Origin of the sequence: Halobacterium sp. CBA1132, from assembly GCF_001485535.1 — an archaeon.
In the GTDB taxonomy this organism is placed as follows: Archaea; Halobacteriota; Halobacteria; order Halobacteriales; family Halobacteriaceae; genus Halobacterium.
This window is the reverse complement of record NZ_BCMZ01000001.1, coordinates 2,525,720-2,550,296: the sequence shown is the minus strand read 5'-3', so window position 1 is coordinate 2,550,296 and position 24,577 is coordinate 2,525,720. Positions and strand designations below refer to the sequence as shown.

The following is a 24,577-nucleotide window of genomic DNA, read 5'->3' as shown; positions in this document are numbered from 1 at the left end:
GAACATCGGGACGATAGGCCGCGCGGACTGTTTCTGAACGCCCGAAAAATCCGGCAATACTTCGATTGAGGTGTCTGTACGACCAGTTAGTTCGTCGCGTATCTGACGTTCGTAGAATTACGTCGGGTAGTAGTGAACGAGAGTGGTGGAAATCGGCGAGACGATGACCCGCTAGAAAGACCGTTACGAAAATCATATGGTCGCACGGGGTGATTCTCCGCACATGTCAGGACGGGGGTACCCGTGACTGCGACCGTGCATCGAGAACCCGACGACATGGTACGGGTGCTCGACGAGGACGGCGAGCTCGTCGACGGCGCCGAGGTCCCGGACCTCGACGACGACGAACTCGTCGAGATGTACCGGACGATGAAGCTCGCTCGGCGGTTCGACGAGCGGGCGGTGAGCCTCCAACGGCAGGGTCGCATCGGCACGTACCCGCCGATGTCGGGCCAAGAGGGCGCGCAGGTCGGCTCCGCGATGGCGCTCGGCGACGGTGACTGGGTGGTGCCCAGTTACCGCGAGCACGCCGCCTCGCTCGTGCAGGGCCTCCCGCTGAAGCAGACGCTGCGGCTCTGGATGGGCGACGAGAACGGCGCGCGCGTCCCCGAGGACGTGAACCTGTTCACCGTCGCGGTGCCCATCGCGTCCCAGATTCCGCACGCCACCGGGCTGGCGTGGGCGTCCAAACTCAAGGACGAACGGGACAAGGCGTTCCTCTGTTACTTCGGTGACGGCGCGACCAGCGAGGGCGACTTCCACGAGGGCCTGAACTTCGCGGGCGTCTTCGACACGCCGAACGTGTTCTTCTGCAACAACAACCAGTGGGCCATCAGCGTGCCCCGCGAGCGGCAGACGGCGTCGAAGACGCTCGCGCAGAAGGCCGAAGCATACGGCTTCGAGGGCGTGCAGGTCGACGGGATGGACCCACTAGCCGTGTACGCGGTGACGAAGGCGGCCGTCGAGAAGGCCAAAGACCCCGCGGAGGGCGAACTGCGGCCGACGATGATCGAGGCGGTCCAGTATCGGTTCGGCGCGCACACGACGGCCGACGACCCCTCCGTCTACCGCGAGGAGGAGGAAGTCGAGAAGTGGAAGGCGAAGGACCCGATTCCGCGACTGGAGAAGTTCCTCAAGCGGACCGACAGGCTCGACGACGAAGGTGTCGAGGACATCGAAGCGGACATCGAGGACCGCGTGGCGGACGCCATCGCGGCCGCCGAGGAGACGCCGCGGCCCGACCCCGTTGAGATGTTCCGGAGCGTCTACGCGGAGATGCCCGGGCGACTCGAGAAACAACTGGAGTGGTTCCAGTCCATCCGCGCCGACCACGGCGACGAAGCGCTACTGGAGGACTAACATGGGAGAGAACTTGACGCTAGTGCAGGCGGTACGGGACGGCCTCCGCGACGAGATGGCCGAAGACGACGACGTGCTCGTGATGGGCGAGGACGTCGGGAAGAACGGCGGCGTGTTCCGCGCGACCGAGGGACTCTACGACGAGTTCGGCGACGAGCGCGTCATCGACACGCCGCTGGCGGAGTCCGGCATCGTCGGCACCGCCATCGGGATGGCCGCGTACGGCCTGAAGCCGGTGCCCGAAATCCAGTTCTCGGGGTTCATGTACCCCGGGTTCGACCAGATCGTGAGCCACATGGCTCGGCTGCGGACGCGCTCGCGGGGCCGGTTCACGTGCCCGATGGTGTTGCGAGCGCCGTTCGGCGGCGGCATCCGCGCGCCCGAACACCACTCCGAGTCCAAGGAGGCGTTCTACGTCCACGAGGCCGGGCTGAAGGTCGCGATTCCGAGCACGCCCCACGACGCGAAGGGGATGCTGATTGCGGCGATTCGGGACCCGGACCCGGTCATCTTCCTCGAGCCGAAGAAAATCTACCGCGCGTTCCGCGAGGAGGTGCCCGACGGCCCCTACGAGGTCGAACTCGGGGAGGCCGCGGTGCGCCGCGAGGGCAGCGACGTCTCCGTGTTCACGTGGGGCGCGATGACCCGGCCGACGCTGGAAGCCGCAGAGAACATGGCGGACGACGTGGACGTGGAGGTAATCGACCTCCGGACGCTGAGTCCGCTCGACGAGGAGACCATCGTCGAGTCCTTCGAGAAGACGGGGCGTGCGGCCATCGTCCACGAGGCGCCGCGGACCGCGGGCGTCGGCGCCGAGATTACGGCGACGCTCCAGGAGGAGGCGCTGCTCCACCAGGAGGCACCGATTCAGCGCGTCACGGGGTTCGACGTGCCGTTCCCGCTGGCCGCGCTCGAAGACTACTACTTGCCGGAGCCCGCACGCATCGAGGACGGCATCCGAGAAGCCGTGGAGTTCTGAGATGGCACGAGAGTTCAAGCTACCGGACGTCGGCGAGGGCGTAGCGGAGGGCGAAATCGTCAGTTGGCTGGTCGAGGAGGGCGACACCGTCTCCGAGGACCAGCCGGTCGCCGAGGTGGAGACCGACAAGGCGGTCGTGGAGGTCCCCGCTCCGGTGAACGGCACCGTCCGCAGACTCCACTTCGAGGCGGGCGACGTGGTGCCCGTCGGGGACGTCATCGTCACCTTCGACGTGGAGGGCGAAGCCGCCGAAGCGGCGGACGAGTCGGCGGGCGAGGAGGCCACCGAGGAGCCCGAGTCGGCGTCGAAGTCCGCGACAGAGAAGGCGTCGACGAGGACGTTCGCGCCGCCGAGCGTGCGTCGACTCGCGCGCGAACTCGACGTCGACCTCGATTCCGTGGAGGGCACGGGGCCGTCGGGTCGCGTGACCGAGGGCGACGTGCGCGCGGCGGCGGAAGGCCACGCGACCGAGCCACAGGATGAGCCGCCGGACGAGGTGCGCTCGGCCGTGGAGCCGGTCGGCGAGCAGGCCGCCGACTACACTGAGGGCGGCGCAGGCGGGCAGGAGCCGGCGGGCCGAGAGAAGACGCTGGCGGCGCCCGCGACGCGCGGCCTCGCGAAGGAACTCGGCGTTGACATCGACGACGTGCCCGCCAGCGAGGAGCGCGACGGCGAGGCGTTCGTCACCGCCGAAGCGGTCCAAGCGTACGCCGAGGGCGGCGACGCGGCCCAGGGCGGCGCCACGGCGAGCGCGCCCGACCGCGAGTTCGTCGAGGGCGGCGAGACGACGCAGCCGTACCGCGGCGTCCGCCGCAGCATCGGCGAGCAGATGGCCGAGTCGAAGTACACCGCGCCCCACGTCACGCACCACGACACCGCGGTCATCGACGACCTCGTGGCGACGCGCGCGAAACTCAAGGAGCGCGCCGCCGAGCAGGACGTGAAGCTCACGTACCTCCCGTTCGTGCTGAAGGCGGTCGTCGCCGGCCTCGAGGAGTACCCGATTCTGAACTCGGAACTCCGCGAGGAGGCCGGGGAAATCGCGCTCAAGCAGGACTACAACGTCGGCATCGCGGTGGCGACCGACCACGGCCTGATGGTCCCCGTCGTGAAGCACGTCGACCAGAAGTCCATCCTCGAAATCGCCGAGGAGGTGAACGAGCTCGCGGCGAAGGCCCGCGACCGCTCGATTTCCCGCGAGGAGATGCAGGGCGGGACGTTCACCATCACGAACTTCGGCGCGGTCGGCGGCGAGTACGCGACGCCCATCATCAACTACCCCGAGACCGCGATTCTCGGGCTGGGCGGCATCGACGAGCGGCCGGTCGCCGAGGACGGCGAGGTGCGGGCGGCGCAGACGCTGCCGCTGTCGCTGTCCATCGACCACCGCGTCATCGACGGCGCGGAGGCCGCGCGGTTCACGAACTACGTGATGGAGCGGTTGACTGACCCCGAACTACTGCTACTCGAATAATGGTTGTTGGAGACGTATCCACTGGAACGGACGTGGCGGTCGTCGGCGGCGGGCCGGGCGGCTACGTCGCGGCGATTCGCGCCGCACAGCTCGGCCTCGACGCGACGCTCGTCGAGATGGACGCCTACGGCGGCACCTGCCTGAACTACGGCTGCATCCCCTCGAAGGCGATGATTACGGCGACAGACGTCGCCCACGACGCGGGCAACGCCGAGGAGATGGGCGTCTACGCCGACCCCGACGTGGACTTCGGGGAGATGGTCGAGTGGAAGGACGGCGTCGTCGACCAGCTCACCGGCGGCGTCGAGAAGCTCTGCAAGGCCAACGGCGTCAACCTCGTGGAGGGGCGCGCGGAGTTCGCGGGCAGCGACAAGCTCCGCGTTGTCCACAGCGGCGACGGGCAGGGCTCGGAGACCATCGAGTACGAGCACTGCGTCGTCGCGACCGGGTCGCGCCCCATCAAGGTGCCGGGCTTCGAGTTCGACGCCGACCCCGTCCTCGACTCGCGGCAGGCGCTGGCGATGGACGAACTCCCGGACTCCATCGTGGTCGTCGGCGCGGGCTACATCGGCATGGAGATTTCGACCGTGCTCGCGAAGCTCGGCGTCGACGTCACCGTCGTGGAGATGCTCGACGAGGCGCTGGCGGGCTATCCCGACGACCTCACCCAGCCCGTGAAACAGCGCGCCGAGTCCCTCGGCATCGACTTCGAGTTCGGGCTCGCCGCCGACCACTGGGAGGAGTCCGGCGACGGCATCGTCGTCGCGGCCGAGGACGAGAGCGGCGAACTCACGGAGTTCGACACCGAGAAGGTGCTCGTGGCGGTCGGGCGCGAACCCGTCACGGACACGCTGAACTTGGACGCAATCGACCTCGAACCGAACGACGACGGCCGACTGGAGACTGACGACCAGGCGCGCACGGCCGTCGAGAACGTCTTCGCCATCGGTGACGTCGCGCCCGGGCCGATGCTCGCGCACAAGGCCAGCAAGGAGGGAATCGTCGCGGCGGAAGTCGCGGCCGGCGAGCCCGCGGCGCTGGACTACCAGGCCGTCCCCGCGGCGGTGTTCACCGACCCCGAAATCGCGACGGTCGGGATGAGCGAGGCGGAAGCCAGCGAGGAGGGCTTCGAGCCAGCGGTCGGCACGTTCCCGTTCCGCGCGAGCGGCCGGTCGCTGACCACGGGCAACGACGACGGGTTCGTCCGCGTCGTCGCCGACGAGGACTCCGGGTTCCTGCTCGGCGCGCAAATCGTCGGGCCGGAAGCCAGCGAACTCGTCGCGGAACTCGGCCTCGCCATCGAGATGGGCGCCACGCTCGAAGACGTCGCCTCGACCATCCACACGCACCCGACGCTGTCGGAGGCGACGATGGAGGCCGCCGAGCACGCGCTCGGCCACGCCATCCACACGCTGAACCGGTAGCCGGCGCGCACTGGCGCCCCGGTGGTCTTTTCCCGTCTCCGTCGCGTACACGAGCGCATGGAAACGGTCACGCTCGGTCCGACCGGCACGTACTCCCACCGCGCGGCGAGCGCCGTCACCGACGACGGCATCTCCTTCGTGGAGTCCGTTCGCGCCATCGCCGACGCGGTCGCGAACGGCGACGCCGACCGCGGCGTCGTCCCCATCGAGAACAGCATCGAGGGCTCGGTCACGGAGACCCTCGACGCCCTCTCGGAGGTCGACCTCGCCGTCGTCGGCGAAATCGTCACACCGATCCGGCACGCGCTCATCGCGCAGAGCGACCAGTTCGACACCGTCGCGAGCCACTCGCAGGCGCTCGCGCAGTGCCGTACCTACCTCGACGAGAACTACCCGAACGCCGACCGCGAACCCGTCGCGTCCACCGCGCGCAGCGTCGAAATCGCGCGCGAGGACGCCAGCGTCGCCGGCATCGCCCACCCCGACAACGCGGACGGCGACCTGCAGGTCGTCGCCGGCGACATCCAAGACCAGACCAGCAACGCCACGCGCTTCTTCGTCATCGCGCCGCCCAGCGAGCGCTCGGACGCCGGCGGCAAATCCTCGTTCGTCGTCTACCCCAACGCCAACTACCCGGGACTGCTGTTGGAACTCCTCGAACCGTTCGCGGACCGCGACATCAACCTCTCCCGCGTCGAATCCCGCCCCAGCGGCGAACGCCTCGGCGACTACCTCTTCCACATCGATGTCGACGCCGGCCTCTACGAACAACGCACCCAGCGAGCGCTCGACGACATCGAAGCCATCGCCGAGAAAGGATGGGTGCGTCGCCTCGGCTCCTACGACGTCGAGCACGTCGTCTAAACCCACTTTTTCCAGCGGTCGCGGACGCTTGCAGCGGTAACTCGGTTCGTCCTCGGATTCTGACCTGCCGGCCGGAACTTTTTCTAGGAGTCGCGGCGATTCGTCGAACATGGACCGAAACAGCCCCTTCGACGAACTGGAGCGACTGCTGGACAAAATGAACGACGCGCGCGAGCGCGCTGCCGGCGGCCTCGCGGTCGACGTTCGGGACGACGAGGAGGCGTTCGTCGTGACGGCTGACCTCCCGGGCTACGAGAAGGACGACATCGACGTGGAGGTTCACGAACGGACGCTTCGCATCGACGCGCGCCACGAGGATGAGAGCGCCGTCGACGACGACAACTACGTGCGCCGGGAGCGCAGCAAGCGCTCGCTCTCCCGGAGTGTCACGCTCCCCGAGGAGGTCGACGAATCGGGCGCGACCGCGGGCTTCGAGAACGGCGTGCTGACGGTCGAACTGCCGAAGTCCCACGCCAGCGAGGAGTCCACGCGCGTCGACATCGAGTAGCTGGCAGGCTCGTTTTCCGCGGCGCTACCGGCGTTCGAGCGAAGCGCGGTTCAGAGCGAACGCAGTGAGCGAGAACCGCGTTAGTGAACGGCGACCGCAGGGAGCCGTGAGCAAGCGGAGCGCGGTTACTCCTCGATGTCGATGGCGGGGCGGCCGGGTTCGGCCTTCGCCGCGACGCCGTCGTCGGCGTCGCTGGCGTGGACGACGCGGACGGGTGCGTCGAACTCGCGCTCGACGAGCCACGCGGCCGCGGACAGCGCGTCGTACTCCTCGTCGGGCGCGAGCGTCAGCGACAGCGCCTCCCGCTCGGCCTGCAGTTCTTGGCCGTAGTCGGCGGCGTCGTCGCCCTGCTCGCGAATGTGGGACTCCTGCATCAACTCGGAGATGAGGTTGTCGGCGTCGCTCTCGACGGCGATGCCGAGGGCGTCGTACTTCCACTCGGGCGTGACGACGACGTCGATGCGCTCGGGGTTCTCGATGCCCGCCACCTCGATAATCTGACGGACGTCCTCGCGGGTGTTCTCCACGAGACTGCGCCGGGTCTCCGCGGCGTCGCGGTCGACGTCGGTCTCGGGCCACTCGGTCTCCGCGGCGAAGCCGTCGCCGCCGAGTTCCTCGAACAGTTCCTCCGCGAGGTGCGGGGTGACGGGCGCGAGCAGGCGGACGGCGACGTTCAGGCCGCGCTCGAACGTCTCCGCGTGGACGGCGTCGGCGTAGTCGCGGTACTGGCGCAGCGTCCCCACGAGTTCTTGAGCCTCGCGGAGCGCGACGTTGAACGCGAGGTCGTCGTACTCGGGCGTGGCGACGGCGACGGCGGCGTCGGTTTCAGCGGCGACGTACTGCGCGACGCCGTCGGCGGGGCCATCGCCAGCCTCGCTATCGTACGACTCTACGAGTTCCTTGACGCGGGCGAGGAAGCGGTTCGTCGAGCGGACGCCCTCCTCGCTCCAGTCGAAGTCGCGTTCGGGCTGGGCGGCCTGCATCATGAACAGGCGCGCGGTGTCGGCGCCGTACTCGTCGACGATGTCCTGCGGGGAGACGACGTTGCCCTTCGACTTGGACATCTTCTCGCCCTCCAGTTGGACCATTCCCTGCGCGAGCAGGTTCGTGAACGGTTCGCGGTGTTCGAGGTCCTCCTCGTCGGCCAGCACCTTCGTGAAGAACCGCGAGTACAGCAGGTGCATCACGGCGTGCTCGATGCCGCCGACGTACTGGTCGACGGGCATCCAGTCGTTCGCGCGTTCGAGGTCGAACGGCGCGTCCTCGAAGCCGGGGGAGACGTAGCGCAGGAAGTACCACGAGGAGTCGACGAACGTGTCCATCGTGTCCGTCTCGCGGGTGGCGTCGCCGCCACACTCGGGACAGGTGGTCTGCTTCCACTCGTCGGCGGCGTCCAGCGGGTTGCCGGTGGTGTTCACGAACTCCGGCAGTTCCACGGGCAAGTCGTCCTCGGGCACCAGGACGGGGCCGCAGTCGTCGCAGTGGACGACCGGAATCGGCGTCCCCCAGTAGCGCTGCCGAGAGATGCCCCAGTCGCGGAGGCGGTACTGTTTCGCGAACTCGGCGGCAGCGTGGTCTTCGGTGACGCGCTCGCGGGCGGTCTCGCTGTCCAGCCCCGAGTAGTCGCCGGAGTTGACGACCACGCCGTCCTCGGTGAACGCCGACTCCTGTACGTCGGGCGCGTCCGGCGCCGTCTCGCCGTCCCAGTCGTCGGGCTCGGGCGCGACGACGGGTTCGATGGGGACGCCCATCTTCTCGGCGAAGATGTGGTCGCGGTCGTCGTGGCCGGGGACGCCCATCAGCGCGCCCGTGCCGACGTCCGAGAGCACGAAGTCCGCGACGAACACGGGAATCTCCGCGCCGGTCACGGGGTTGGTCGCGGTGAGGCCGGTGCGGACGCCGTTCGGTTCGTCGCCGTCCGGGTCGGCCTCCTGCTCGACGAACTCGCGGATGTCGTCGTCGTCTTCGACGAGCGCCTCGCTGATGGGGTGGTCGGGTGCCAGCGCGAAGAACGTCGCGCCGTAGACGGTGTCCGCGCGCGTCGTGAACGCCTCCACCTCGCCGCGCCCCTCGATTTCGAAGGTGAGCCGAGTGCCGTGCTGGCGGCCGATCCAGTTGCGCTGCATCTGCCGGACGGAGTCCGGCCAGCCGCCGAGTTCGTCGATGCCGTCGACGAGTTCGTCGGCGTACTGCGTGATTTCGAGGAACCACTGGGAGAGTTCGCGCTGCTCGACGGGCGTGTCACAGCGCCAGCACAGTTCCGCCTCGCCCTCGACTTGCTCGTCGGCGAGCACCGTCTCGCAGGACGGACACCAGTTCACGTCCGCGTCCCGGCGGTCGACGAGACCCTCCTCGTGGAAGCGTCGGAACAGCCACTGGTTCCACTGGTAGTACTCGGGCGTACACGTGGTGATTTCGCGCTCCCAGTCGTAGCCGAAGCCCATCGACTCCATCTGGTCCCGCATCGTGTCGATGCAGTCCAGCGTCCAGTCGCGGGGGTTGGTGTCGCGCTCTTTGGCCGCGTTCTCCGCGGGCAGGCCGAACGCGTCCCACCCCATCGGGTGGAGGACGTCGTCGCCGCGCATCCGGCGGAACCGGGCGTACGCGTCCGTGATGGTGTAGTTGCGCACGTGCCCCATGTGGAGCTTCCCCGACGGGTAGGGGTACATTCCGAGGACGTACGTCGGGTCCTCGGCGTCGTCGGGCGTGCGGTACACGTCCGCGTCGTCCCAAGCCGCCTGCCAGCGGGCCTCGACGGCCTCGTGGTCGTAACTCTCTTCGCTCATCTGCTTGTGCGTGTTTCGGCGGGTCGGCGCCCTATACCTTTCCATCCGGGCACCGACGCGAGCGGCGGCGAGAAGGGAAATGTAGTGGAGTGTCGGCGTTTGCGAACCGACAGCGCGCGTCAGCAGACGGGCTTGGGGTTGACGCCCATGGATTCGAGCTGTTCGGTGTACTCGTCGTAGGCTGCCTGAATGGCGCCGTCGGCGGCGTCCTTCGCGGCGTCCCAGTCGGCGTCGTCCTCGCAGACGGTTTCGAGGAGGTCGAGCGCGCGCTCGCGCTGGTCGTCGAGGTCGCCCTTGAGGCCGCGGAAGACGCTGGCAGTCTGGGGGTCGGCCTGCCCGACGAAGAAGCCCGTGAGCTGTTCTTTGGACTTCTCCGTCGCGAGAATACGGCCGAGGAGGGCGCCGGCGCGCTCGACGGTACCGTCGAGGCCGCGGAGATACGCCTGCATGCCGGTGGCGTCGTCGTCGGGCTGGTAGTCGTCGAGTTCGGCGAGGACGGCGTCGGTGTGGTCGTCCTCCTCGCTGGCAGTGGTCTCGAAGGCGTCGCGGGCGGCGTCGTGGTCCTCGCTGTCGGCCCACGCGTGGAACGTCTGCGCGGCGACGTACTCGGCGTCGGCGGCGGCTTCGAGGACGGGGCCGGCGTCCATCTCGCCGCCGGTAGCGGCGTACAGGGACTTCGAGGAGCCGAGTCGGGAGAGCGCGGTCTCGTTGTCGTCGCGGACGGCGTCGAGGAACTCGCTGGGGGTCATACCACGGCGTAGGCGCTCCCGTGGCTTGTATGCTGTCGTCGCGGCGAACGAAATGCGGGCCGCGGTGGGGGAGTGCGGCCCGACGAGGGGGAGTCGGGTGGGGACCCGGGGGAAGGGGACACCCGAGTGGTGCTAACGGAGGACGTGCAAAACCCCTTGTGGCCGTTCTCGGGGAGTGCAGCGGCTACGCGGCGGGCGTCGCGAAAAAGTGAGTGGTGTCCGGGTTACTCGCCTTCGGTCTCGCTCGTGACCTTACTCGCCCGTCTCGATGGGGGCGTCGACGAGGTTGCCCCACTCGGTCCACGACCCGTCGTAGTTGACGGTGTCGTCGTACCCGAGCAGTTCGTGGAGCGCGAACCACGCGACCGACGAGCGCTCGCCGATGCGGCAGTACGCGACGGTGGTGCCGTCGCCGTCGATGCCTTCCTCGGCGTAGAGCGCTTCGAGTTCGTCGCTGGTCTTGAAGGTGCCGTCGTCGTTCGTGACGGCCGCCCACGAGATGTTCTTCGCGCCCGGGATGTGGCCGCCGCGCTGGGCGGTCTCCTGGAGTCCTGGCGGCGCGAGGACTTCGCCGCTGAACTCCTCGGGACTGCGAACGTCGACGAGCGGAACGCCGCGGTCGATGGCCTTCTCGACGTCGTCGCGGTACGCGCGGATGGACTCGCGCGGGCCGCCGGCTTCGTAGGTCTGCTCGGAGAAGTCAGGGGCCTCGTCCGTGGTCGGGTAGTCGTGTTCGACCCAGAACTCGCGGCCGCCGTCAAGCAGGCGCACGTCGTCGTGGCCGTAGTACTTGAACTGCCAGTAGGCGTAGGCGGCGAACCAGTTGGAGTTGTCGCCGTAGAGGACGACCGTGGAGTCCTCGGTGATGCCGTGGCTACCGAGGAGGTCCTCGAAGTCGTCCTGCTCGAGGATGTCCCGCTGCGTCTGGTCCTGCAGTTGGGTCTCCCAGTTGAAGCCGATTGCGCCGGGGGCGTGTTCGTCGTCGTACGCCTCCGTGTCGACGTCGACTTCGACGAGTCGATACTCGGGGTCGTCACTCTCGAACTCGTCGAGGTGCTCCTCGACCCAGTCCGCAGTGACGAGTACGTCTTTGGCGTATTCTGCCATACACGTTCGTACAACACGCGGCCCCATAACTACCGGCTACGCCGGCAGGTTCCCCCGGGCATCGAGTTTACCAGCAATTGTTTCCGGTGGAGTGGCCACTACCCGAGTGCCTCGCCGCGAGTCCGGCAATCAATCGGCAAGAAGTTCTGGTATCTAGGAGCGACGGCGACAGCAGGGAGGCTAAGGCGCGCGAACTCCTCGCTGTGGTCATGAGCGAGGAATGGGTCGCGTCCGCGGACTGGCTCGCCGAACACATCGACGACGTCGCCGTCGTGGACGTTCGCGACGCGTGGGAGTACGACGGTATCGGCCACCTCCCGGACGCGGTCAACGTTCCCTTCGACGAGTTCCGGGCCGATGGGCACGCGTCGCAACGCGACGCGGAACGTGCGAACGGGGAGCGAAGCGACCCGCGAGCAGACCCCGAGGGAATGATGCCCGAGCGCGACCACTGGGCGGCGCTGTTGAGCGAAGCCGGTATCGAACGCGGGGACACCATCGTCGCGTACGACGACACGCACGGCGTGTTCGCGGCGCGGTTCCTCGTCACTGCGCTGTACTACGGCCACGACGACCTGCGGTTGTTCGACGGTGACTACAGCGCGTGGCTGCGTGACCACGAGACTACCGACGAGGCGCCGGACGTGACGCCGACCGACTACCAGCCGGGCGACCCCGACGAGAGCGTGTTCGTGGACGCCGACGACGTGCTCGCGGCGACGGACGACCCCGACGCTGTCGTCGTCGACACCCGCGAACCCGAGGAGTACGCCGAGGGCCACATCCCGGGCGCGGTGAACCTCGACTGGAAGGAAGTCGTCGACGACGAGACGCGCGGCCTGAAGCCCCGCGGGGAAATCGAGAGTCTGCTCGCGGAGCGCGGCGTCACGCCCGACGAGCGCGTCGTCCTCTACTGCAACACTGCGCGCCGCATCAGCCACACGTTCGTCGTGTTGCGCTGGCTCGGCTTCCCGGACGTCGCGTTCTACGAGGGGAGCCTCACGGACTGGACCGAGCGCGGCCACCCAGTCGAGTAGTCACGGCCACTCCTCGGGGAGCAGCGACGACTGCGTGCCGCGGTGCTCGTCCGCGAGCAGGCTCGCGGCCTCGACGACGAGCGCGACGACCAGCGGCCCCGCGATGATGCCGATGGGGCCGACGGTGAGCAGGCCGCCTGTGAACCCGACGAAGTAGAGGCTCCCCGGGAGGTCGGCGGTCCGCCGGGAGAGCCGTGGGCGGACGATGACGTCGGGCAGCCACGCCACCAGCACGCCCGCGACCACGACGACGAGGATTGCGCCGGACACGTTGCCGATGCTCGCCCAGTAGAGTGCGACGGCGCCGACGACCAGCGACGGGCCGACGATGGGAATGAACTGGAGGATGCCCGCGAGCGCGGCGAGCGTGACGGGGTAGGGGACGCCGAGCGCGAGGAACACCGGGAGCGCGACGACAGTCGTCGCGAGCGCGGTCACCGCCTGCAGCACGTAGATGGCGTACAGCGTCGCGCTGGCGCGCCGAGCCAGCGACCGCACGACGTCGTGGTAGGCGCCGGGAACCGTCGCGATGAGCGCGCGCTCGGCGTCCTCGTGGGCGAGCAACAGTCCGAAGACCACCATCCCGAACAGCGTGAACTTCAGCGCGAGTTCCGGGAGCGCGACGGCGGCGTCGACCGCGAACTCCGCGAGGAACGACAGCGCGATGTCGGTGACGGTGCCAACTTCGATTGGGTACTCGTAGCCGTAGAACGCCAGCGTCACGACCTCCGGCAGCCCTTCGAGGGCGTCCATGAGGCCGCCGGCGCGGTCCGTGAGGACGTAGAGACCGGCGGAGACTGGGAGGAGGACCGCCAGCGACGCGAGCGCGGCAGTGGTCGCGCTCGACCACCACGGCGGCAGGCCGAGTCGCTGGACGCGGCGGTGAATCGGCACGAGGAGGTACGCGACCGTGACCGCGAAGAACACCGTCCCGAAGACGGCGCCGAGGAGCAGCGCGGCGGCGGCGAGGAGCACGGCGAGGACGGTGGCTAGCGTGGTGGTTCGTGACGGGGGCACACAACGAACTACCGCGGGCGCTGGCAAAAGCGTTCGGCGCGGCGGTCCCGCCCAGACCCCACACCCTCTTTTAGTCTTAGTGGCCGTCTCAGGCCCCAGTCCTAGAAATCTGGCAATAATCCCTTTCCGCGAGAAACGTCGTGTATTCAATATGACTGACAGTGGGGGCGGCAACGCGATCCTACGGCGGGTGGTGGCCGTCGGAGTCGCGTTACTACTCGTCGCGGCCGCGACTGCGGCTGGCGTCGGGTCGGTGGCGGGAAGCTCGGCGGCTACCGACCCGACGGGGGAATCGAACGTAGTCAAGTTTGTCTACGTCGACAACGACAACGTCACGTTCATGCTCGCTAACGGGACGAGCGTCCGGACCAGCGGTGCGGACGCCGAACACGTCGGCCCGATGGCTGACCTGGACAGCGACGGTCGGCTCGAAGCCCCGTATGTGACCAGCAACGGGGATCTCAAAGCGGTCGACGCGAACAACGAGACGCATGACCTCGCGGATAACGTCCCGTATTCGAAAACCAGTCTCGGCGTCGACGACTGGACGGGCGATGGAATCCCGGAAGTGCTGTACGCGGACGCCGACAGCAAACACCTACGGTACGCGAACGTATCCGGTACGGCACAGATCTCCGACGAGAAGGCATCGGGGCTCCTCGGCGCCGTCGACTTCGACGGACATGGCGAACGCGAGATTGTATACATCGGAACCTCGAAGACGCTACACTACTACAACAGCAGCGGTGCGACGGAGGTGTCGTACCAGAACTTCGGCGACAAGGGCGCGGCCGGCGCCCCGGTGGATATCTACCAGGACGGATCCTACTGGGTGCCCGCAATCGACGGCAGCGGATACCCCGAAGTCGTGAACGCCAACGGAACGACCGACCAGTTCCGGGACTCCAGCAACAACACAAAAAAGACCCCGATAGCGGGCGTGGACTGGGCAGGGGACGGGGACCTCGAAATTGTCCACCTGCAGAACAGCGACCTGGCATACACGTACATAAACGGAACAACGAGGAAGATCAGGGACGAGAGCGGTGACTCGGTCAGTGCCGAAAAGAGCGCCGGCGTCGCGGGCGTCTCCAGCTACCCCGACCCGCTGTCGGTCGAAGAGTTCGAGGCGAATGCGACCGGCGGGCAGAACGTGACGGTGAACGTCACGACGAACCACGACCTCTCGTCGCTGGATGTCTCGCTGTCGGGGCCGGAGAACACGACGCTCACGCTCTCGGACTTCGCGGAGACGGGCACGAGCCCGTACGCGTACACGGCGACGTACAACAGGTCGACGGACGGCGAGTACACGGCGACGCTGGAGTCCGCGTCGTCTGCTGGCGATAGCGTGTCACCCGGTACTGAGGACACCGCGAGCGTCGACGACGTGGTGCCGAACGTGGAAGCCGCGAATCTCACGGACGTGACCGACGGGAACGGCACCGTCTCGCCCGGTGACGAGGTGCGCGTGAACGCCACGGTCACGGGCGACGTCGGCACCGTGACTGCGGACCTCGCGGGCTTCGACGCGGGCACTGTCGAACTCGCACACGAGGACGGCGACGAGTACGCCGCGAACGTGACTGTCGGGGAGAACGTCAGCGAGGGCGACTGGAACGCGACGGTCACGGCCAGCGACGGACAGGGCAACGAGGACGCGACGGACACGAACGCGCTCACCGTCGAAACCGCTGACCTCTCAGTAGCGCTCAACGACACCGAGACCGTCGAGGAAGACGAGAGCGTACAGCTCTCGCCGTCGTCCGTCTCCGACGCGACCGGGGACGTTGACTACGAGTGGACGTTCGGTGACGGAAGCAGTGCCACCGGGAAGACGGTCACGCACACCTACGCCGGCGACGGAACGTACGAGGTGACGCTGACTGCCGACGACGGGTCCGGCGACAGGGACACCGCGTCGATGTCGGTGACGGTGACGGACGAGACGACCATCGAGGGAGCGACGACGGGCTCCACAACCACGACGAGCGACGACGGCAACGGCGACAGCGGCGACAGCGACCCGTACGACCCGGGCGGTTCGGGTGGCGTCGACGACTTGACGACGAGTGAGCCGACGACCGAGCCGACCACGACAACGGAGCAGACGACCGAACCGACCGAAACCACGACCGGGACGGTGACGACCACCGAGCGAGCGACGGAGACAGCGACGAGCACCGAGGTGGCGGCGCCCACGACGTCCGAGTCGACGACGACAGCGGACCCGGGTGCGGACATCGCGCCGCCGCAGAGTCCCGGTGAGGCGCCGGGCTTCGGCGTCGTATCGGGGCTGTTCGTGCTCGTCGCGGCCGCTGCGCTGGCGCTGCGGGAGTAACCGCCGGAACCGCGGGAAACGACGGCCTTTTCTACCACACCAAGAAACAACCGGGTAATGAGACGGCGTGACTACCTCAAGACGGCCGGTGCCGGCGTCGCGGGACTACTGACCGCCGGCTGCCTGCAGGTCGAGGAGGGCGAACAGGACAACACGACCAGCGGCACGACGACCGGCGGGACGACGAGCGGCACGACCAGCGAAACGACGAGCGAGCCGACGGGTCCGCTGACAATCGCGACCTACGACTCCTTCTTCGGTGACGAGGGGACCGCGGGTCGCTGGCTGAAAGACCAGTGGGAGGCCGACCACGACACCGAAATCGAGTACACCGCGCCGAGCAACGGCATCAGCGAGTACATCCGGCGCAAAGACCAGAACGCGGGCATCGACGCCGACCTCTTCGTCGGCCTGAACACGCCCGACCTCGTGCGCGTCGACCAGCAACTCCCGGACAGCGACCTCTTCGATGACCTGCGCGCGGATCTCGACAACGACGGCGACGTCAAGGAGAGCCTGGAGGTCGACCCGGAGAACCGCGTCGTCGCCTACGACACGGGGTACATCACGCCGGTCTACGACAGCACCGAAATCGACAACCCGGAGACGTTCGACGCGCTCCTCGAACCCGCCTACGAGGGGACGCTGCTCGCGCAGAACGCCCAGTCCAGCGACCCCGGACTGGCGTTCCTCCTCTGGACGATTCACGAGAAGGGCCCAGATGGCTATCTCGACTACTGGGAGGGACTGCTCGACAACAACGTGCGCGTGCTCGACGACTGGCAGCCCGCCTACGACGCGTTCCTCGCGAACGAGCGCCCGATGGTCGTCTCCTACTCCACCGACCAGGTGTACTACCACAGCGAGGAGCAACTCCCCCACCACCAGGTCAGTTTCCTGAACGACCAAGGGTACGCCAACCCCGAGACGGTCGGGCGGTTCGCGGACAGCGACCGGCCCGAGACCGCCGCCGAGTTCGTGGACTTCGTGCTCACCGACGACGCGCAGGCGAACGTCGCCCAGAAGAACGTCCAGATTCCCGCGACGACCACCGCGTCGCTGCCCGAGGGGTACGCGGAGTACGCCAAGGAGCCGCCCGAGCCGGTCACGTTCACGTACGAGGAGCTCGCGGGGAACCTCGACGAGTGGACCGAGTCGTGGGCGCAGTTGGTCGCGAGTAACTGACGCGCGTGACCGACCGGCTGTCCAGTGCGACGGACCGACTCGCCGACGACGCGAGCAGACTGGTGTTGCCAGTCGTGGGTGCCGGCACGCTGCTCGTGCTCGGCGTCGTCTTCTACTACCCCGTGTGGACGGTGTTCGTGGAGGCGTTCGGGGACGCCGCCGCGCCGATTCGGGACGTCCTCGCCAGCGAGTTCTACATGGGCGCCGCGCACGGCCTGTTCGCCCACCCGGCGCAGGTACCCGGGGACGTGCTCGCGTGGCTGGCGAGCGTGCGCGTCCACGCTGAGTGGTCCGGTCTGCTGCCCGAGGCGTGGGTGAGCTATCCGGACGTCCGGAAGGGGCTGTTCGGGTTCACGGCGTGGCAGGCGTTCCTGTCGACGGTGGCGAGCGTCGCGCTCGGCCTGCCGGGGGCGTACGTGCTCGCGCGCTTCGAGTTCCCGGGTCGGCGCACGCTGCAGTCGCTGACCATCCTGCCGTTCGTGCTCCCCTCCATCATGGTCGTCGTGGGGTTCGTCGCGACGTTCGGCACGCAGGGCACGCTCAACGGCGTCCTGACGGCGCTCGGACTGGGAACGGTCGAACTACTGTACACGCTGAAAGTCGTGGTGCTGGCGCACGCGTTCTACAACGCGCCGCTGGTCACGCGGATGGTCACGTCGGCCTGGGAGAACGTCGACGCCAGCGCCGTCGAGACGGCGCGCTCGCTGGGTGCGAGTCCGCTGCGGGCGTTCCGCGACATCGTCGCGCCCCAACTGCTGCCGGCGCTGGCGGCGAGCGCGGTGTTGACGTTCGTGTTCACGTTCATGACGTTTCCCATCGTGTTGGGGCTGGGCGGCCTCCAGTTGGCGACCGTGGAGGTGTGGCTGTACGCCCGCGTCCAGCAACTCGACGTGGAGTCCGCCGCCGCGCTCGCGACGCTGGAGACGGTTGTCTCGCTGGCGCTGACGTACGTCTACCTGCGCTACGAGTCCAAGCGCGCCGCCGGCGGTTCGGGGACCGCGCTCTCCCGGGAGCGGCTGTTCGCGCTCGCGGACGTCGACGTGCGGGGCGCGCTCGTGCGCGCCGGCATCGGCGTCTACGGCGTCGTCGTCGCGCTCGTGTTCCTCGCGCCGCTGGCGTCGATGGTGCTGGCGAGCGTCGGCGGCCTCGAGAATCCGACGCTGGAGTGGTGGCGGTTCCTCCTCGAACGGCAGGCCGGGAGTCGCACCCAGCCGTCGGTCGCGGTGCGGAACTCGCTGCTGTTCGGCGTCGGCGCGCTCGCGCTCGCGCTCCCGATGGGCGTCGTCATCGCGGCGTTCTCCGCGCGCGGCGGCCGCGGCCGGAAGGTCGTCGACGCGGTGTTGATGGCGCCCATCGCCGTCTCCGGCATCGTCGTCGGGTTCGGGATGCTGCAGTCGCTGGTGTTCGGCGTGGAGCTGTTCGGCTACCGCGTCAGCGTCGTCGGGAGCGCGGTCGTCGTCGCCGCGCACGCCATCGCGGGCTACCCGTTCGTGGTGCGGAACGTCACGCCGATGCTCTCGGCCGTCGACGACCGACTGGTGGAGTCCGCGCGGGCGCTGGGCGCGAGCCGAGCGCGGGCGCTCTACGACGTGGAACTGCCGCTCGTGTGGCCGGGCGTGCTCGCGGGCGCGGCGTTCGCGTTCGCGCTCAGCATCGGTGAGTTCGACGCCACCGTGCTGCTCGCGGGCGAGAACGCGTACACGATGCCCGTGGCGCTGAAGCGCTACCTCGTCGACCGCGCCGCGGGCCCGAGCGTCGGGCCCGCAGCCGCGATGGGGACGATTCTGCTCGCGGTGACAGCCGCCAGTTTCGTGGTCATCGACCGCGTGGGGGGGAAGTACCGACCGTGACGAGCCTCCAACTGGACGGCGTGACCCGCGAGTTCGGCGCGACGACCGCCGTCGACGACGTCTCGCTGGCCGTCGAGGACGGCGAGTTCTTCACGCTCGTCGGCCCCTCGGGGTGCGGGAAGACGACGACGCTGCGCCTGATTGCGGGCTTCGAGCAGCCGGACGCCGGCGACGTGCGCTTCGGCGGCGACTCCGTGGCGGGCACGCCGCCGGAGGACCGCGACGTCGGCATCGTCTTCCAGAGCTACGCGCTGTTCCCGCACATGACCGTCGCGGAGAACGTCGCGTACGGCCTCCGGTTCCGCGACCCGCCCGCGGGGCAGACGACCGACGAGCGCGTCGCGGAGCTACTGGAACTCGTGGACTTGGCGGAGTTCGGCGACCGCGACCCCGGGGAACTTTCGGGCGGCCAACAGCAACGCGTGGCGCTGGCTCGCGCGCTCGCGCCGGAGCCGGACGTCCTCCTGCTGGACGAGCCGATGAGCGCGCTGGACGCCCGCCTCCGGGAGCGCCTCCGCGTGCAGGTCAAACAGATTCAGTCGGAGTTGTCGATTACGACCGTCTACGTCACGCACGACCAGAGTGAGGCGCTGGCGATTTCGGACCGCGTCGCCGTGTTGAACGCGGGCCGCGTCGAGCAAGTGGGGACGCCGGAAGAGGTCTACCGAGAGCCGGCGTCGCGGTTCGTCGCGGAGTTCGTCGGCGACAACAACGTCTTCGACGGGAAACCTCCAGTCGAAACGGAGGGGTGTTCGGTCCGCGTGGGCGAGACGGAGCTCGACGTTGGGAAACGCTTCGACGGACGAGCGACGGTCTGTGTCCGCCCAGAGTCCCTCCACTTCGACTGCGAACAGAATCAGTTCGGGGTGCGGGTACAGAGCGTGGAGTTCCTCGGCGACGCCTACCGCGCGCACTGCGACTGGGACGGGAGGGAAGTGCTCGTGAAGACCCGGGACGAGCCGCCGACGGGAGACGCAGTGCTCGGGTTCCGCCCCGAAGACGCAACGCTACTGTGAGTCTCGGGATTCGTGCTCCGCCGAGTCAGGGCGCGACGCCGACGGTCAGCAGCGTCCCGTACGTGCGATAGCGTTCGACCATGTCCTCGCGCGTCTCGAAGCCCTCGTAGGGGAACTCCGAGGCTGTCGGAATTTCCACGTCGCGGTCCGCGACGTTGTCCTGCTCGGCGACGTGCAGGCCGGCGTCCCGGAACGCCTCGCGGTACTCGGCCTTGGCCCAGCGCGTCATCTCCACGGTGATGTTCTGCTGCCAGTCGTGGCTGTGGACGTTCTCCTCGTAGTAGTTCACCGCGCAGTAGAACGTCCCGCCGGGCGCGAGGACGCGCCGAATCTCTTCGAGCGTCTCGTGGGGGTCGCTGGCGTAGTAGAACGCCTCCATCGAGAACACGTGGTCGACGCTGTCGTCGGCGAACGGCAGACTCCCGAAGTCCCCGACCACGTAGCCGATTCGGTCGTCGTCGGTGTACGACCGGGCGTTGCGCGCCATCTCCGGCGCGCCGTCGAGCCCGTAGCCGCGAGCGATGCCCCGCTCGCGGAGCGCGCGCAGCGCGTACCCGCTCCCGGTCCCCAAATCGAGCACGTAGTCGTCGGCCTCGACGGGCATCCGCGCGAGCACGTGCTTGGCGGTGTGCCAGTGGCGGTCCTCCATTCCCTTGTCGCGGCCCGACGCCGCCCACTCGTCGAACTCCTCGCGAACGCTCATGGTGGACGCGACGACCGGCCCGGGCAAAAACCCGCTGGGACGGCTCCGAGGGTGGTGTTCAGATAAGGACGCATCCGTTCGCAGTTCCAGCCGACGCTCCAGCCGGTTTCCTGGCGGATCGAAAGGGCGAGGCGTTCTCGACGAACCCCGACGATGCAAGCACGTGAGCGACCAGCGGGAGCGAACGCGCGCAGCGAGTCGCGGGAGTCGAGAACGCCGAGGGCTTTCAAAAGGCAACGCCAACAGCTCCAGTTATCGCTGCTTATCTGAACACTGCCGCTCCGAGACCCGCAGACGTTTTCCCCGGCGTCCACGACTGGCCGGTATGGTCGGCCGAAGCAAACGCTACCGGGTCGCGGACACCGCCCAGCAGGTCGTCGGCGGCTTCCTGCTCGCGGGGCCGTTCGTCGTCACCGAGGAGGTGTGGCTGCTCGCCAGCCGGATGCAGTGGTTCCACGTGCTCGCGACCGTCGTCGTCGTGTTCGCCATCGGCTACGGCGCGCTCTACGAGGCCGACGACGACCGCGACCCCGACCGCGAGGCCGAAGTCGCCGGCGTCCCGATTCGGTTCGTCTCCCTGATGGGCGTCTCCTACGGCTCGGTGCTCGTGCTCGCGATAGCAGTCACCGCGCCCACGACGTTCGCCGGGCAGCTCGAACTCGGGACCGCGCTCCCGGACATCGCGGCGCTCACCGCGAAGGCCGTCTGCGTGGGCGCCATCTTCAGCGTCGTCGGCGCCGCGACCGCCGACAGCGTGTTCTGAAGCACCAGCGGCGCTGGTCCTTCCCTCCACGATGTTCGGATGAAAGTGTACTCCCAGTCAGCATCAGCCGATGAATCAACCGGTCTCCTGGTGGATTGAAAGGGCGAGGCGTCTCGGCGAACCCCGGCGACGCAAGCACGAGAGCGAGCAACGCGAGCGAACGCGCGCAGCGAGCCGCGGGAGCCGAGACAGCCGAGGGCTTTCAGCGGTTCCCCACAACGCTACTGCTGGATGTTTCTCACCTGAACACCACTTCTCTCCCCGACCCCGAAGGTTAAGACCGCGTAGACGCTTTCCTGCGGTATGGACTACGACCTCGCCATCGACGGAGCGCCCGACTCCGTCCCGGGCGGTACCGTCGTGTTGCTGCTCCACCCCAGCACCGGCGAGACCGACCGCATGGACACCGACTTCCTGAAGACGGACACGGACAACTTCCTCGTCGTCTCCACGCGAACCACCGCGCGCGAGGTCACGCAGAAACTGGAGTACTACGACGTCGACGAGGACAGCGCCGAGATTCTGGACACGCTCTCCGTCGACCGCGGCTACTCGCGCCGCGGCGCCAGCCACATCCACTACGTCTCCGCGCCCGACGACGTCGACGGCATCCTCGCGGCCGTCGACCAGTTCCTCACCGACAACCCCGGCAAGCGCCGCGTAAGCTTCGACTCCCTGACGGAACTGGCGTACTACGCCGACGAGGACCGCGCGCTCGACGCCCTGCAGCGACTCGGCGACCTGCTGGACGAACACGACGCCGTCGCGCTCGTCCACGTCTCCCGGGAGGTCCACGACGACGACACGCTCGACGCGTTCCGCGCGGAGAGCGACGTGGTCGTCGAACTCGACGAGAGCGGCGACGTCGCCGCCGACTACTGAGCCGCAGAACAGCCGCGCTACTCCGCGTCGAAGACTTTCTGTGCCCACGTCACCGCGTAGCTCGCGCCGTGACGGCGGTACGAGAGCGTGTCCAGCGCCGCGAACGGCGCCGGCAGGTCGACATCGTGTTTGACCGCGCTGCACGCCAGTTCCGCGGCCTCCGAGAACGACGTCTCGCCGCGCGCAATCTCCTGCGGGAGGCCGTCGATGCGGCCGGTGACGCGCTCGCCTGCGTCCACCCACGCCTCGTGGAGGCCGGGGTAGTCGTCGGCCCACGTCTCGAACTCCTCGCGCGTGTGGAGACCACAGTAGGCGTCGCAGCACGCCGACGCGAGTTGGTAGACGGAGGTCGGGTCGGCGTCGACGGCGTCGTCGAACGCGCGGTACCGCTCCCCGAAGAAGCCGAGGAACTGCTCGGGGAGGTCCAGTCCCGCCTCCACGAGGGCTTCCGCGATGAGGAACTCCGCGAACGCCTCGGGCGTCCCCTCGATGCGCGCCTTCACGAAGACGACCGGCGGGTCGGTCTGTGTGGTCCACGCGACGGCGCCGTCGCCGGGCGCGCCGACGACGAAGTCTGTCGACGCGAGACGGGACAGAATCTCCGGGGCGTCCTCGGGGAGCCACTCGGCGTCGTACTCGCTGGGCGACAGCGACTCGGTGAGCATCGCGAGGTCGTCGCGGTGCTCGGGTGGCAGCGTCTGGAAGTCCTTCTCGCAGTCGAGGACGAGTGCGTCCGGCGCGTACGCCTCCCGGACCGCCGCGAGCTCGCCCGAGAGGTCGCGCTCAGAGAACATCTACGCGACGTTGACGGCGATTAGCAGCCCCAGCACGGCCGCGAGGCCGACGGTCGCAGCGACGTACTTCGTTGCAGTGCTCATACCCGAGCGTTCGCCCGCGGCGACTTAAATTGCGGGCGTTCGCGGCCGCGAGCCGTCGGTCACTCCGCGGGCGTCTTCACGCCGTACGCGCGCCACGCCCCGGACTTGAAGCGCACGAAGTTGACGGCCGCGCGCACGTACATGTCCCCGAGGATGGCCGCGAAGATGGCCGTCAGCCCGAGACCCATGCCCGGCGAGACGGCGGGAATCGAGAGCGGCCCGAGCGCGAACGGCCCGACAGCGAAACTCGCGGGGAGCGCGGCGAACGCCAGCGGGAGCCGAACGAGGTACGTGCCCGCGACGGCGCCGTAGAACGGCCAGCGGGTGTCGCCAGCGCCGCGGAGGCCGCCGCGGAGCGTGCGCGACACGGAGAAGCCGGCGACGCTCAGCCCGAAGACGCGGATGAACGTCACCGTGAGGCCCACGTCGGTCGCCCCGAACGCCTGCGCGATGGGTGTCGCCGCGAGAAAAATGCCCGCGCCGATGAGCAACTGGGTGACGAGCGCGATGCGCAGCGTCTGCCAGCCGTAGTCGGCGGCCTCGTCGGGGTCGCCCGCGCCGAGGCGCTGCCCGACGAGCGTGCTGGACGCCGTCGAGTACCCCCACGCCGGCATCAGCGCCAGCAACATCACGCGCCGGCCGATGGCGTACGCCGCGACCACGGGCGTGCCGAGCACGCCGAGCACGAACAGGAATGGGAACCGGCCGAACGTCCGCGAGAGGCGCGTGCCCGCCAGCGGGAGCGCGACGCGCACGATTTCGCGGGCGACGCCCCAGTCCCACTGCTTGCCGCGGAGTCGCAGCGTGACGCTCCACCGCCCGGAGAGCAACACGGCGAAGAAGACGACGCCCGCGAGCGCGTTCGCAACAGCGGTCCCCCACGCCGCGCCGACGACGTCGAGTTTCGGGAACCCGAACAGCCCGAAGATGAGCAGCGCGTTCAACGCGACGTTCGTCGGTAGCGTCACGAGGCGCACGTACATCGGCGTGCGGGTGTCGCCGGCGCCCGCGAGCGCCCGCGCAGCGATCATGCTCCAGAACCGGAACACGACCGACAGCATCACCACGCGGAGGTAGTCCGCGCCCAGCGCCGCCGTCTCCGCGTCGCTGGCGAGCAGTCCAACGAGCGGGTCGGCGTACAGCCACGCGCCGAGCGTGAGCGGGACCGACACGAGCAGCGAGAGCCACAGCGACTGCTTGATGGCGAAGTCCGCTTTCGCGTCCTCGCCCGCTCCCTTCAGCCGTGAGACGACGCTGATTGTGCCGCTGGTGAGCGCGAGCGCGAGGCCGAACGGGATGAAGTAGTATTGGAACCCGAACTCCAGCGCGGCGACGGCGACGTCGCCGGCGGCGATGCTCACCATCAGGAAGTCCGTCGTCCGGAGCACGGTGCGCAGGCCGCCGGTCACCATCGCGGGAAGCGCGAGGTTGAACGCCTCCTCGCCTTTCCGGCGGTCGACGAGGCCGAGGCGAGCCAGCAGCGCGGGAAACGCGGCGACGAGGGCCTCCGCGCGGCGACGCAGACTCATCTACTCGGAGCGTCTCGTCGCCGCGGAAAACAACTTCGGCAGGCGGCAACCTATCGTGGGTTCGAAAGAACGGAGTCGAAAAGGTTGGGTCAGAAGGGCAGGTGAGGATGGGGTCGGAAGGGCAGG

Annotated in this window: 20 protein-coding genes; 13 read left to right on the top strand and 7 right to left on the bottom strand. The window is 68.5% G+C overall.

Annotation, left to right across the window (positions count from 1 at the left end):
* Window positions 1-276: 276 nt before the first annotated feature.
* The 6 genes from pdhA to AVZ66_RS13340 all read left to right on the top strand — a co-directional run bounded on the left by pdhA (window position 277) and on the right by AVZ66_RS13340 (window position 6,608).
* Complete coding sequence (gene pdhA, locus AVZ66_RS13365) at window positions 277-1,359, top strand: pyruvate dehydrogenase (acetyl-transferring) E1 component subunit alpha (RefSeq protein WP_058984722.1); 1,083 nt, start codon at window positions 277-279, stop codon at window positions 1,357-1,359.
* Between the two features lies 1 nt (window position 1,360).
* Window positions 1,361-2,338: an alpha-ketoacid dehydrogenase subunit beta gene (locus tag AVZ66_RS13360; RefSeq protein ID WP_058984566.1), complete on the top strand. Its 978-nt coding sequence runs from the start codon at window positions 1,361-1,363 to the stop codon at window positions 2,336-2,338.
* A 1-nt stretch (window position 2,339) separates the two neighbouring features.
* Complete coding sequence (locus tag AVZ66_RS13355; RefSeq protein ID WP_058984565.1) at window positions 2,340-3,812, top strand: dihydrolipoamide acetyltransferase family protein; 1,473 nt, start codon at window positions 2,340-2,342, stop codon at window positions 3,810-3,812.
* Window positions 3,812-5,236 carry a dihydrolipoyl dehydrogenase gene (gene lpdA, locus AVZ66_RS13350; protein WP_058984564.1) on the top strand — a complete coding sequence of 475 codons (1,425 nt, stop codon included), beginning with the start codon at window positions 3,812-3,814 and terminating at the stop codon, window positions 5,234-5,236. Before AVZ66_RS13355 ends, lpdA begins: the two co-directional genes overlap by 1 nt.
* A 57-nt stretch (window positions 5,237-5,293) precedes the next feature.
* Window positions 5,294-6,100 carry a prephenate dehydratase gene (gene pheA / locus AVZ66_RS13345; protein WP_058984563.1) on the top strand — a complete coding sequence of 269 codons (807 nt, stop codon included), beginning with the start codon at window positions 5,294-5,296 and terminating at the stop codon, window positions 6,098-6,100.
* A 109-nt stretch (window positions 6,101-6,209) separates the two neighbouring features.
* The gene (locus AVZ66_RS13340) at window positions 6,210-6,608 is read left to right on the top strand and encodes an Hsp20/alpha crystallin family protein (RefSeq protein WP_058984562.1); all 399 of its coding nucleotides are present in this window, start codon (window positions 6,210-6,212) and stop codon (window positions 6,606-6,608) included.
* A gap of 125 nt (window positions 6,609-6,733) precedes the next feature.
* Here AVZ66_RS13340 and leuS read toward each other — a convergent pair whose 3' ends face one another.
* The 3 genes from leuS to AVZ66_RS13325 all read right to left on the bottom strand — a co-directional run bounded on the left by leuS (window position 6,734) and on the right by AVZ66_RS13325 (window position 11,250).
* A complete protein-coding gene (leuS, locus tag AVZ66_RS13335; RefSeq protein WP_058984561.1) occupies window positions 6,734-9,394 on the bottom strand; it encodes a leucine--tRNA ligase in 2,661 nt (886 codons plus the stop codon).
* A 119-nt stretch (window positions 9,395-9,513) separates the two neighbouring features.
* Window positions 9,514-10,143 (bottom strand): hypothetical protein, encoded by a 630-nt coding sequence (locus AVZ66_RS13330; protein WP_058984560.1) that lies wholly within the window; start codon window positions 10,141-10,143, stop codon window positions 9,514-9,516.
* A 252-nt stretch (window positions 10,144-10,395) separates the two neighbouring features.
* A complete protein-coding gene (locus AVZ66_RS13325; protein WP_058984559.1) occupies window positions 10,396-11,250 on the bottom strand; it encodes a sulfurtransferase in 855 nt (284 codons plus the stop codon).
* Between the two features lie 209 nt (window positions 11,251-11,459).
* On the opposite strand from AVZ66_RS13325, the gene AVZ66_RS13320 reads away from it, so the two are divergent.
* Window positions 11,460-12,287 (top strand): sulfurtransferase, encoded by an 828-nt coding sequence (locus tag AVZ66_RS13320; RefSeq protein ID WP_058984558.1) that lies wholly within the window; start codon window positions 11,460-11,462, stop codon window positions 12,285-12,287.
* Here AVZ66_RS13320 and AVZ66_RS13315 read toward each other — a convergent pair whose 3' ends face one another.
* The gene (locus AVZ66_RS13315; RefSeq protein ID WP_058984557.1) at window positions 12,288-13,304 is read right to left on the bottom strand and encodes an AI-2E family transporter; all 1,017 of its coding nucleotides are present in this window, start codon (window positions 13,302-13,304) and stop codon (window positions 12,288-12,290) included.
* 151 nt (window positions 13,305-13,455) lie between these two features.
* Between AVZ66_RS13315 and AVZ66_RS13310 the strand changes: the two genes are divergently transcribed.
* The 4 genes from AVZ66_RS13310 to AVZ66_RS13295 are packed head-to-tail and all read left to right on the top strand — an operon-like array spanning window position 13,456 to window position 19,696.
* Window positions 13,456-15,645, top strand: a complete 2,190-nt coding sequence (locus tag AVZ66_RS13310; protein ID WP_058984556.1) for a PKD domain-containing protein — start codon at window positions 13,456-13,458, stop codon at window positions 15,643-15,645.
* 57 nt (window positions 15,646-15,702) lie between these two features.
* Window positions 15,703-16,830, top strand: coding sequence for a thiamine ABC transporter substrate binding subunit (locus AVZ66_RS13305; RefSeq protein WP_058984555.1), 1,128 nt, complete (start codon window positions 15,703-15,705; stop codon window positions 16,828-16,830).
* A gap of 5 nt (window positions 16,831-16,835) precedes the next feature.
* A complete protein-coding gene (locus AVZ66_RS13300; protein ID WP_394326156.1) occupies window positions 16,836-18,680 on the top strand; it encodes an ABC transporter permease in 1,845 nt (614 codons plus the stop codon).
* A complete protein-coding gene (locus tag AVZ66_RS13295) occupies window positions 18,677-19,696 on the top strand; it encodes an ABC transporter ATP-binding protein (RefSeq protein WP_058984554.1) in 1,020 nt (339 codons plus the stop codon). Before AVZ66_RS13300 ends, AVZ66_RS13295 begins: the two co-directional genes overlap by 4 nt.
* Window positions 19,697-19,721: 25 nt before the next feature.
* On the opposite strand, the gene AVZ66_RS13290 is transcribed toward AVZ66_RS13295, so the two are convergent.
* Complete coding sequence (locus tag AVZ66_RS13290) at window positions 19,722-20,399, bottom strand: class I SAM-dependent methyltransferase (RefSeq protein WP_058984553.1); 678 nt, start codon at window positions 20,397-20,399, stop codon at window positions 19,722-19,724.
* Between the two features lie 325 nt (window positions 20,400-20,724).
* Here AVZ66_RS13290 and AVZ66_RS13285 point away from each other — a divergent pair, with 325 nt between their 5' ends.
* Window positions 20,725-21,162, top strand: coding sequence for a DUF2391 family protein (locus AVZ66_RS13285; RefSeq protein WP_058984552.1), 438 nt, complete (start codon window positions 20,725-20,727; stop codon window positions 21,160-21,162).
* 303 nt (window positions 21,163-21,465) lie between these two features.
* A complete protein-coding gene (locus tag AVZ66_RS13280) occupies window positions 21,466-22,044 on the top strand; it encodes a hypothetical protein (RefSeq protein WP_058984551.1) in 579 nt (192 codons plus the stop codon).
* Between the two features lie 17 nt (window positions 22,045-22,061).
* Here AVZ66_RS13280 and AVZ66_RS13275 read toward each other — a convergent pair whose 3' ends face one another.
* The gene (locus AVZ66_RS13275) at window positions 22,062-22,838 is read right to left on the bottom strand and encodes a hypothetical protein (RefSeq protein WP_058984550.1); all 777 of its coding nucleotides are present in this window, start codon (window positions 22,836-22,838) and stop codon (window positions 22,062-22,064) included.
* A gap of 143 nt (window positions 22,839-22,981) precedes the next feature.
* Window positions 22,982-24,451: an MATE family efflux transporter gene (locus AVZ66_RS13270; RefSeq protein ID WP_058984549.1), complete on the bottom strand. Its 1,470-nt coding sequence runs from the start codon at window positions 24,449-24,451 to the stop codon at window positions 22,982-22,984.
* Window positions 24,452-24,577 lie beyond the last annotated feature (126 nt).

Excerpts from the sequence above, each read along its gene's own strand:
- pdhA (WP_058984722.1), top strand. The coding sequence starts at position 277 with ATGGTACGGGTGCTCGACGAGGACGGCGAGCTCGTCGACGGCGCCGAG.
- AVZ66_RS13360 (WP_058984566.1), top strand. The coding sequence starts at position 1,361 with ATGGGAGAGAACTTGACGCTAGTGCAGGCGGTACGGGACGGCCTCCGC.
- AVZ66_RS13355 (WP_058984565.1), top strand. The coding sequence starts at position 2,340 with ATGGCACGAGAGTTCAAGCTACCGGACGTCGGCGAGGGCGTAGCGGAG.
- lpdA (WP_058984564.1), top strand. The coding sequence starts at position 3,812 with ATGGTTGTTGGAGACGTATCCACTGGAACGGACGTGGCGGTCGTCGGC.
- pheA (WP_058984563.1), top strand. The coding sequence starts at position 5,294 with ATGGAAACGGTCACGCTCGGTCCGACCGGCACGTACTCCCACCGCGCG.
- AVZ66_RS13340 (WP_058984562.1), top strand. The coding sequence starts at position 6,210 with ATGGACCGAAACAGCCCCTTCGACGAACTGGAGCGACTGCTGGACAAA.
- leuS (WP_058984561.1), bottom strand. The coding sequence starts at position 9,394 with ATGAGCGAAGAGAGTTACGACCACGAGGCCGTCGAGGCCCGCTGGCAG.
- AVZ66_RS13330 (WP_058984560.1), bottom strand. The coding sequence starts at position 10,143 with ATGACCCCCAGCGAGTTCCTCGACGCCGTCCGCGACGACAACGAGACC.
- AVZ66_RS13325 (WP_058984559.1), bottom strand. The coding sequence starts at position 11,250 with ATGGCAGAATACGCCAAAGACGTACTCGTCACTGCGGACTGGGTCGAG.
- AVZ66_RS13320 (WP_058984558.1), top strand. The coding sequence starts at position 11,460 with ATGAGCGAGGAATGGGTCGCGTCCGCGGACTGGCTCGCCGAACACATC.
- AVZ66_RS13310 (WP_058984556.1), top strand. The coding sequence starts at position 13,456 with ATGACTGACAGTGGGGGCGGCAACGCGATCCTACGGCGGGTGGTGGCC.
- AVZ66_RS13305 (WP_058984555.1), top strand. The coding sequence starts at position 15,703 with ATGAGACGGCGTGACTACCTCAAGACGGCCGGTGCCGGCGTCGCGGGA.
- AVZ66_RS13290 (WP_058984553.1), bottom strand. The coding sequence starts at position 20,399 with ATGAGCGTTCGCGAGGAGTTCGACGAGTGGGCGGCGTCGGGCCGCGAC.
- AVZ66_RS13285 (WP_058984552.1), top strand. The coding sequence starts at position 20,725 with ATGGTCGGCCGAAGCAAACGCTACCGGGTCGCGGACACCGCCCAGCAG.
- AVZ66_RS13280 (WP_058984551.1), top strand. The coding sequence starts at position 21,466 with ATGGACTACGACCTCGCCATCGACGGAGCGCCCGACTCCGTCCCGGGC.
- AVZ66_RS13275 (WP_058984550.1), bottom strand. The coding sequence starts at position 22,838 with ATGTTCTCTGAGCGCGACCTCTCGGGCGAGCTCGCGGCGGTCCGGGAG.
- AVZ66_RS13270 (WP_058984549.1), bottom strand. The coding sequence starts at position 24,451 with ATGAGTCTGCGTCGCCGCGCGGAGGCCCTCGTCGCCGCGTTTCCCGCG.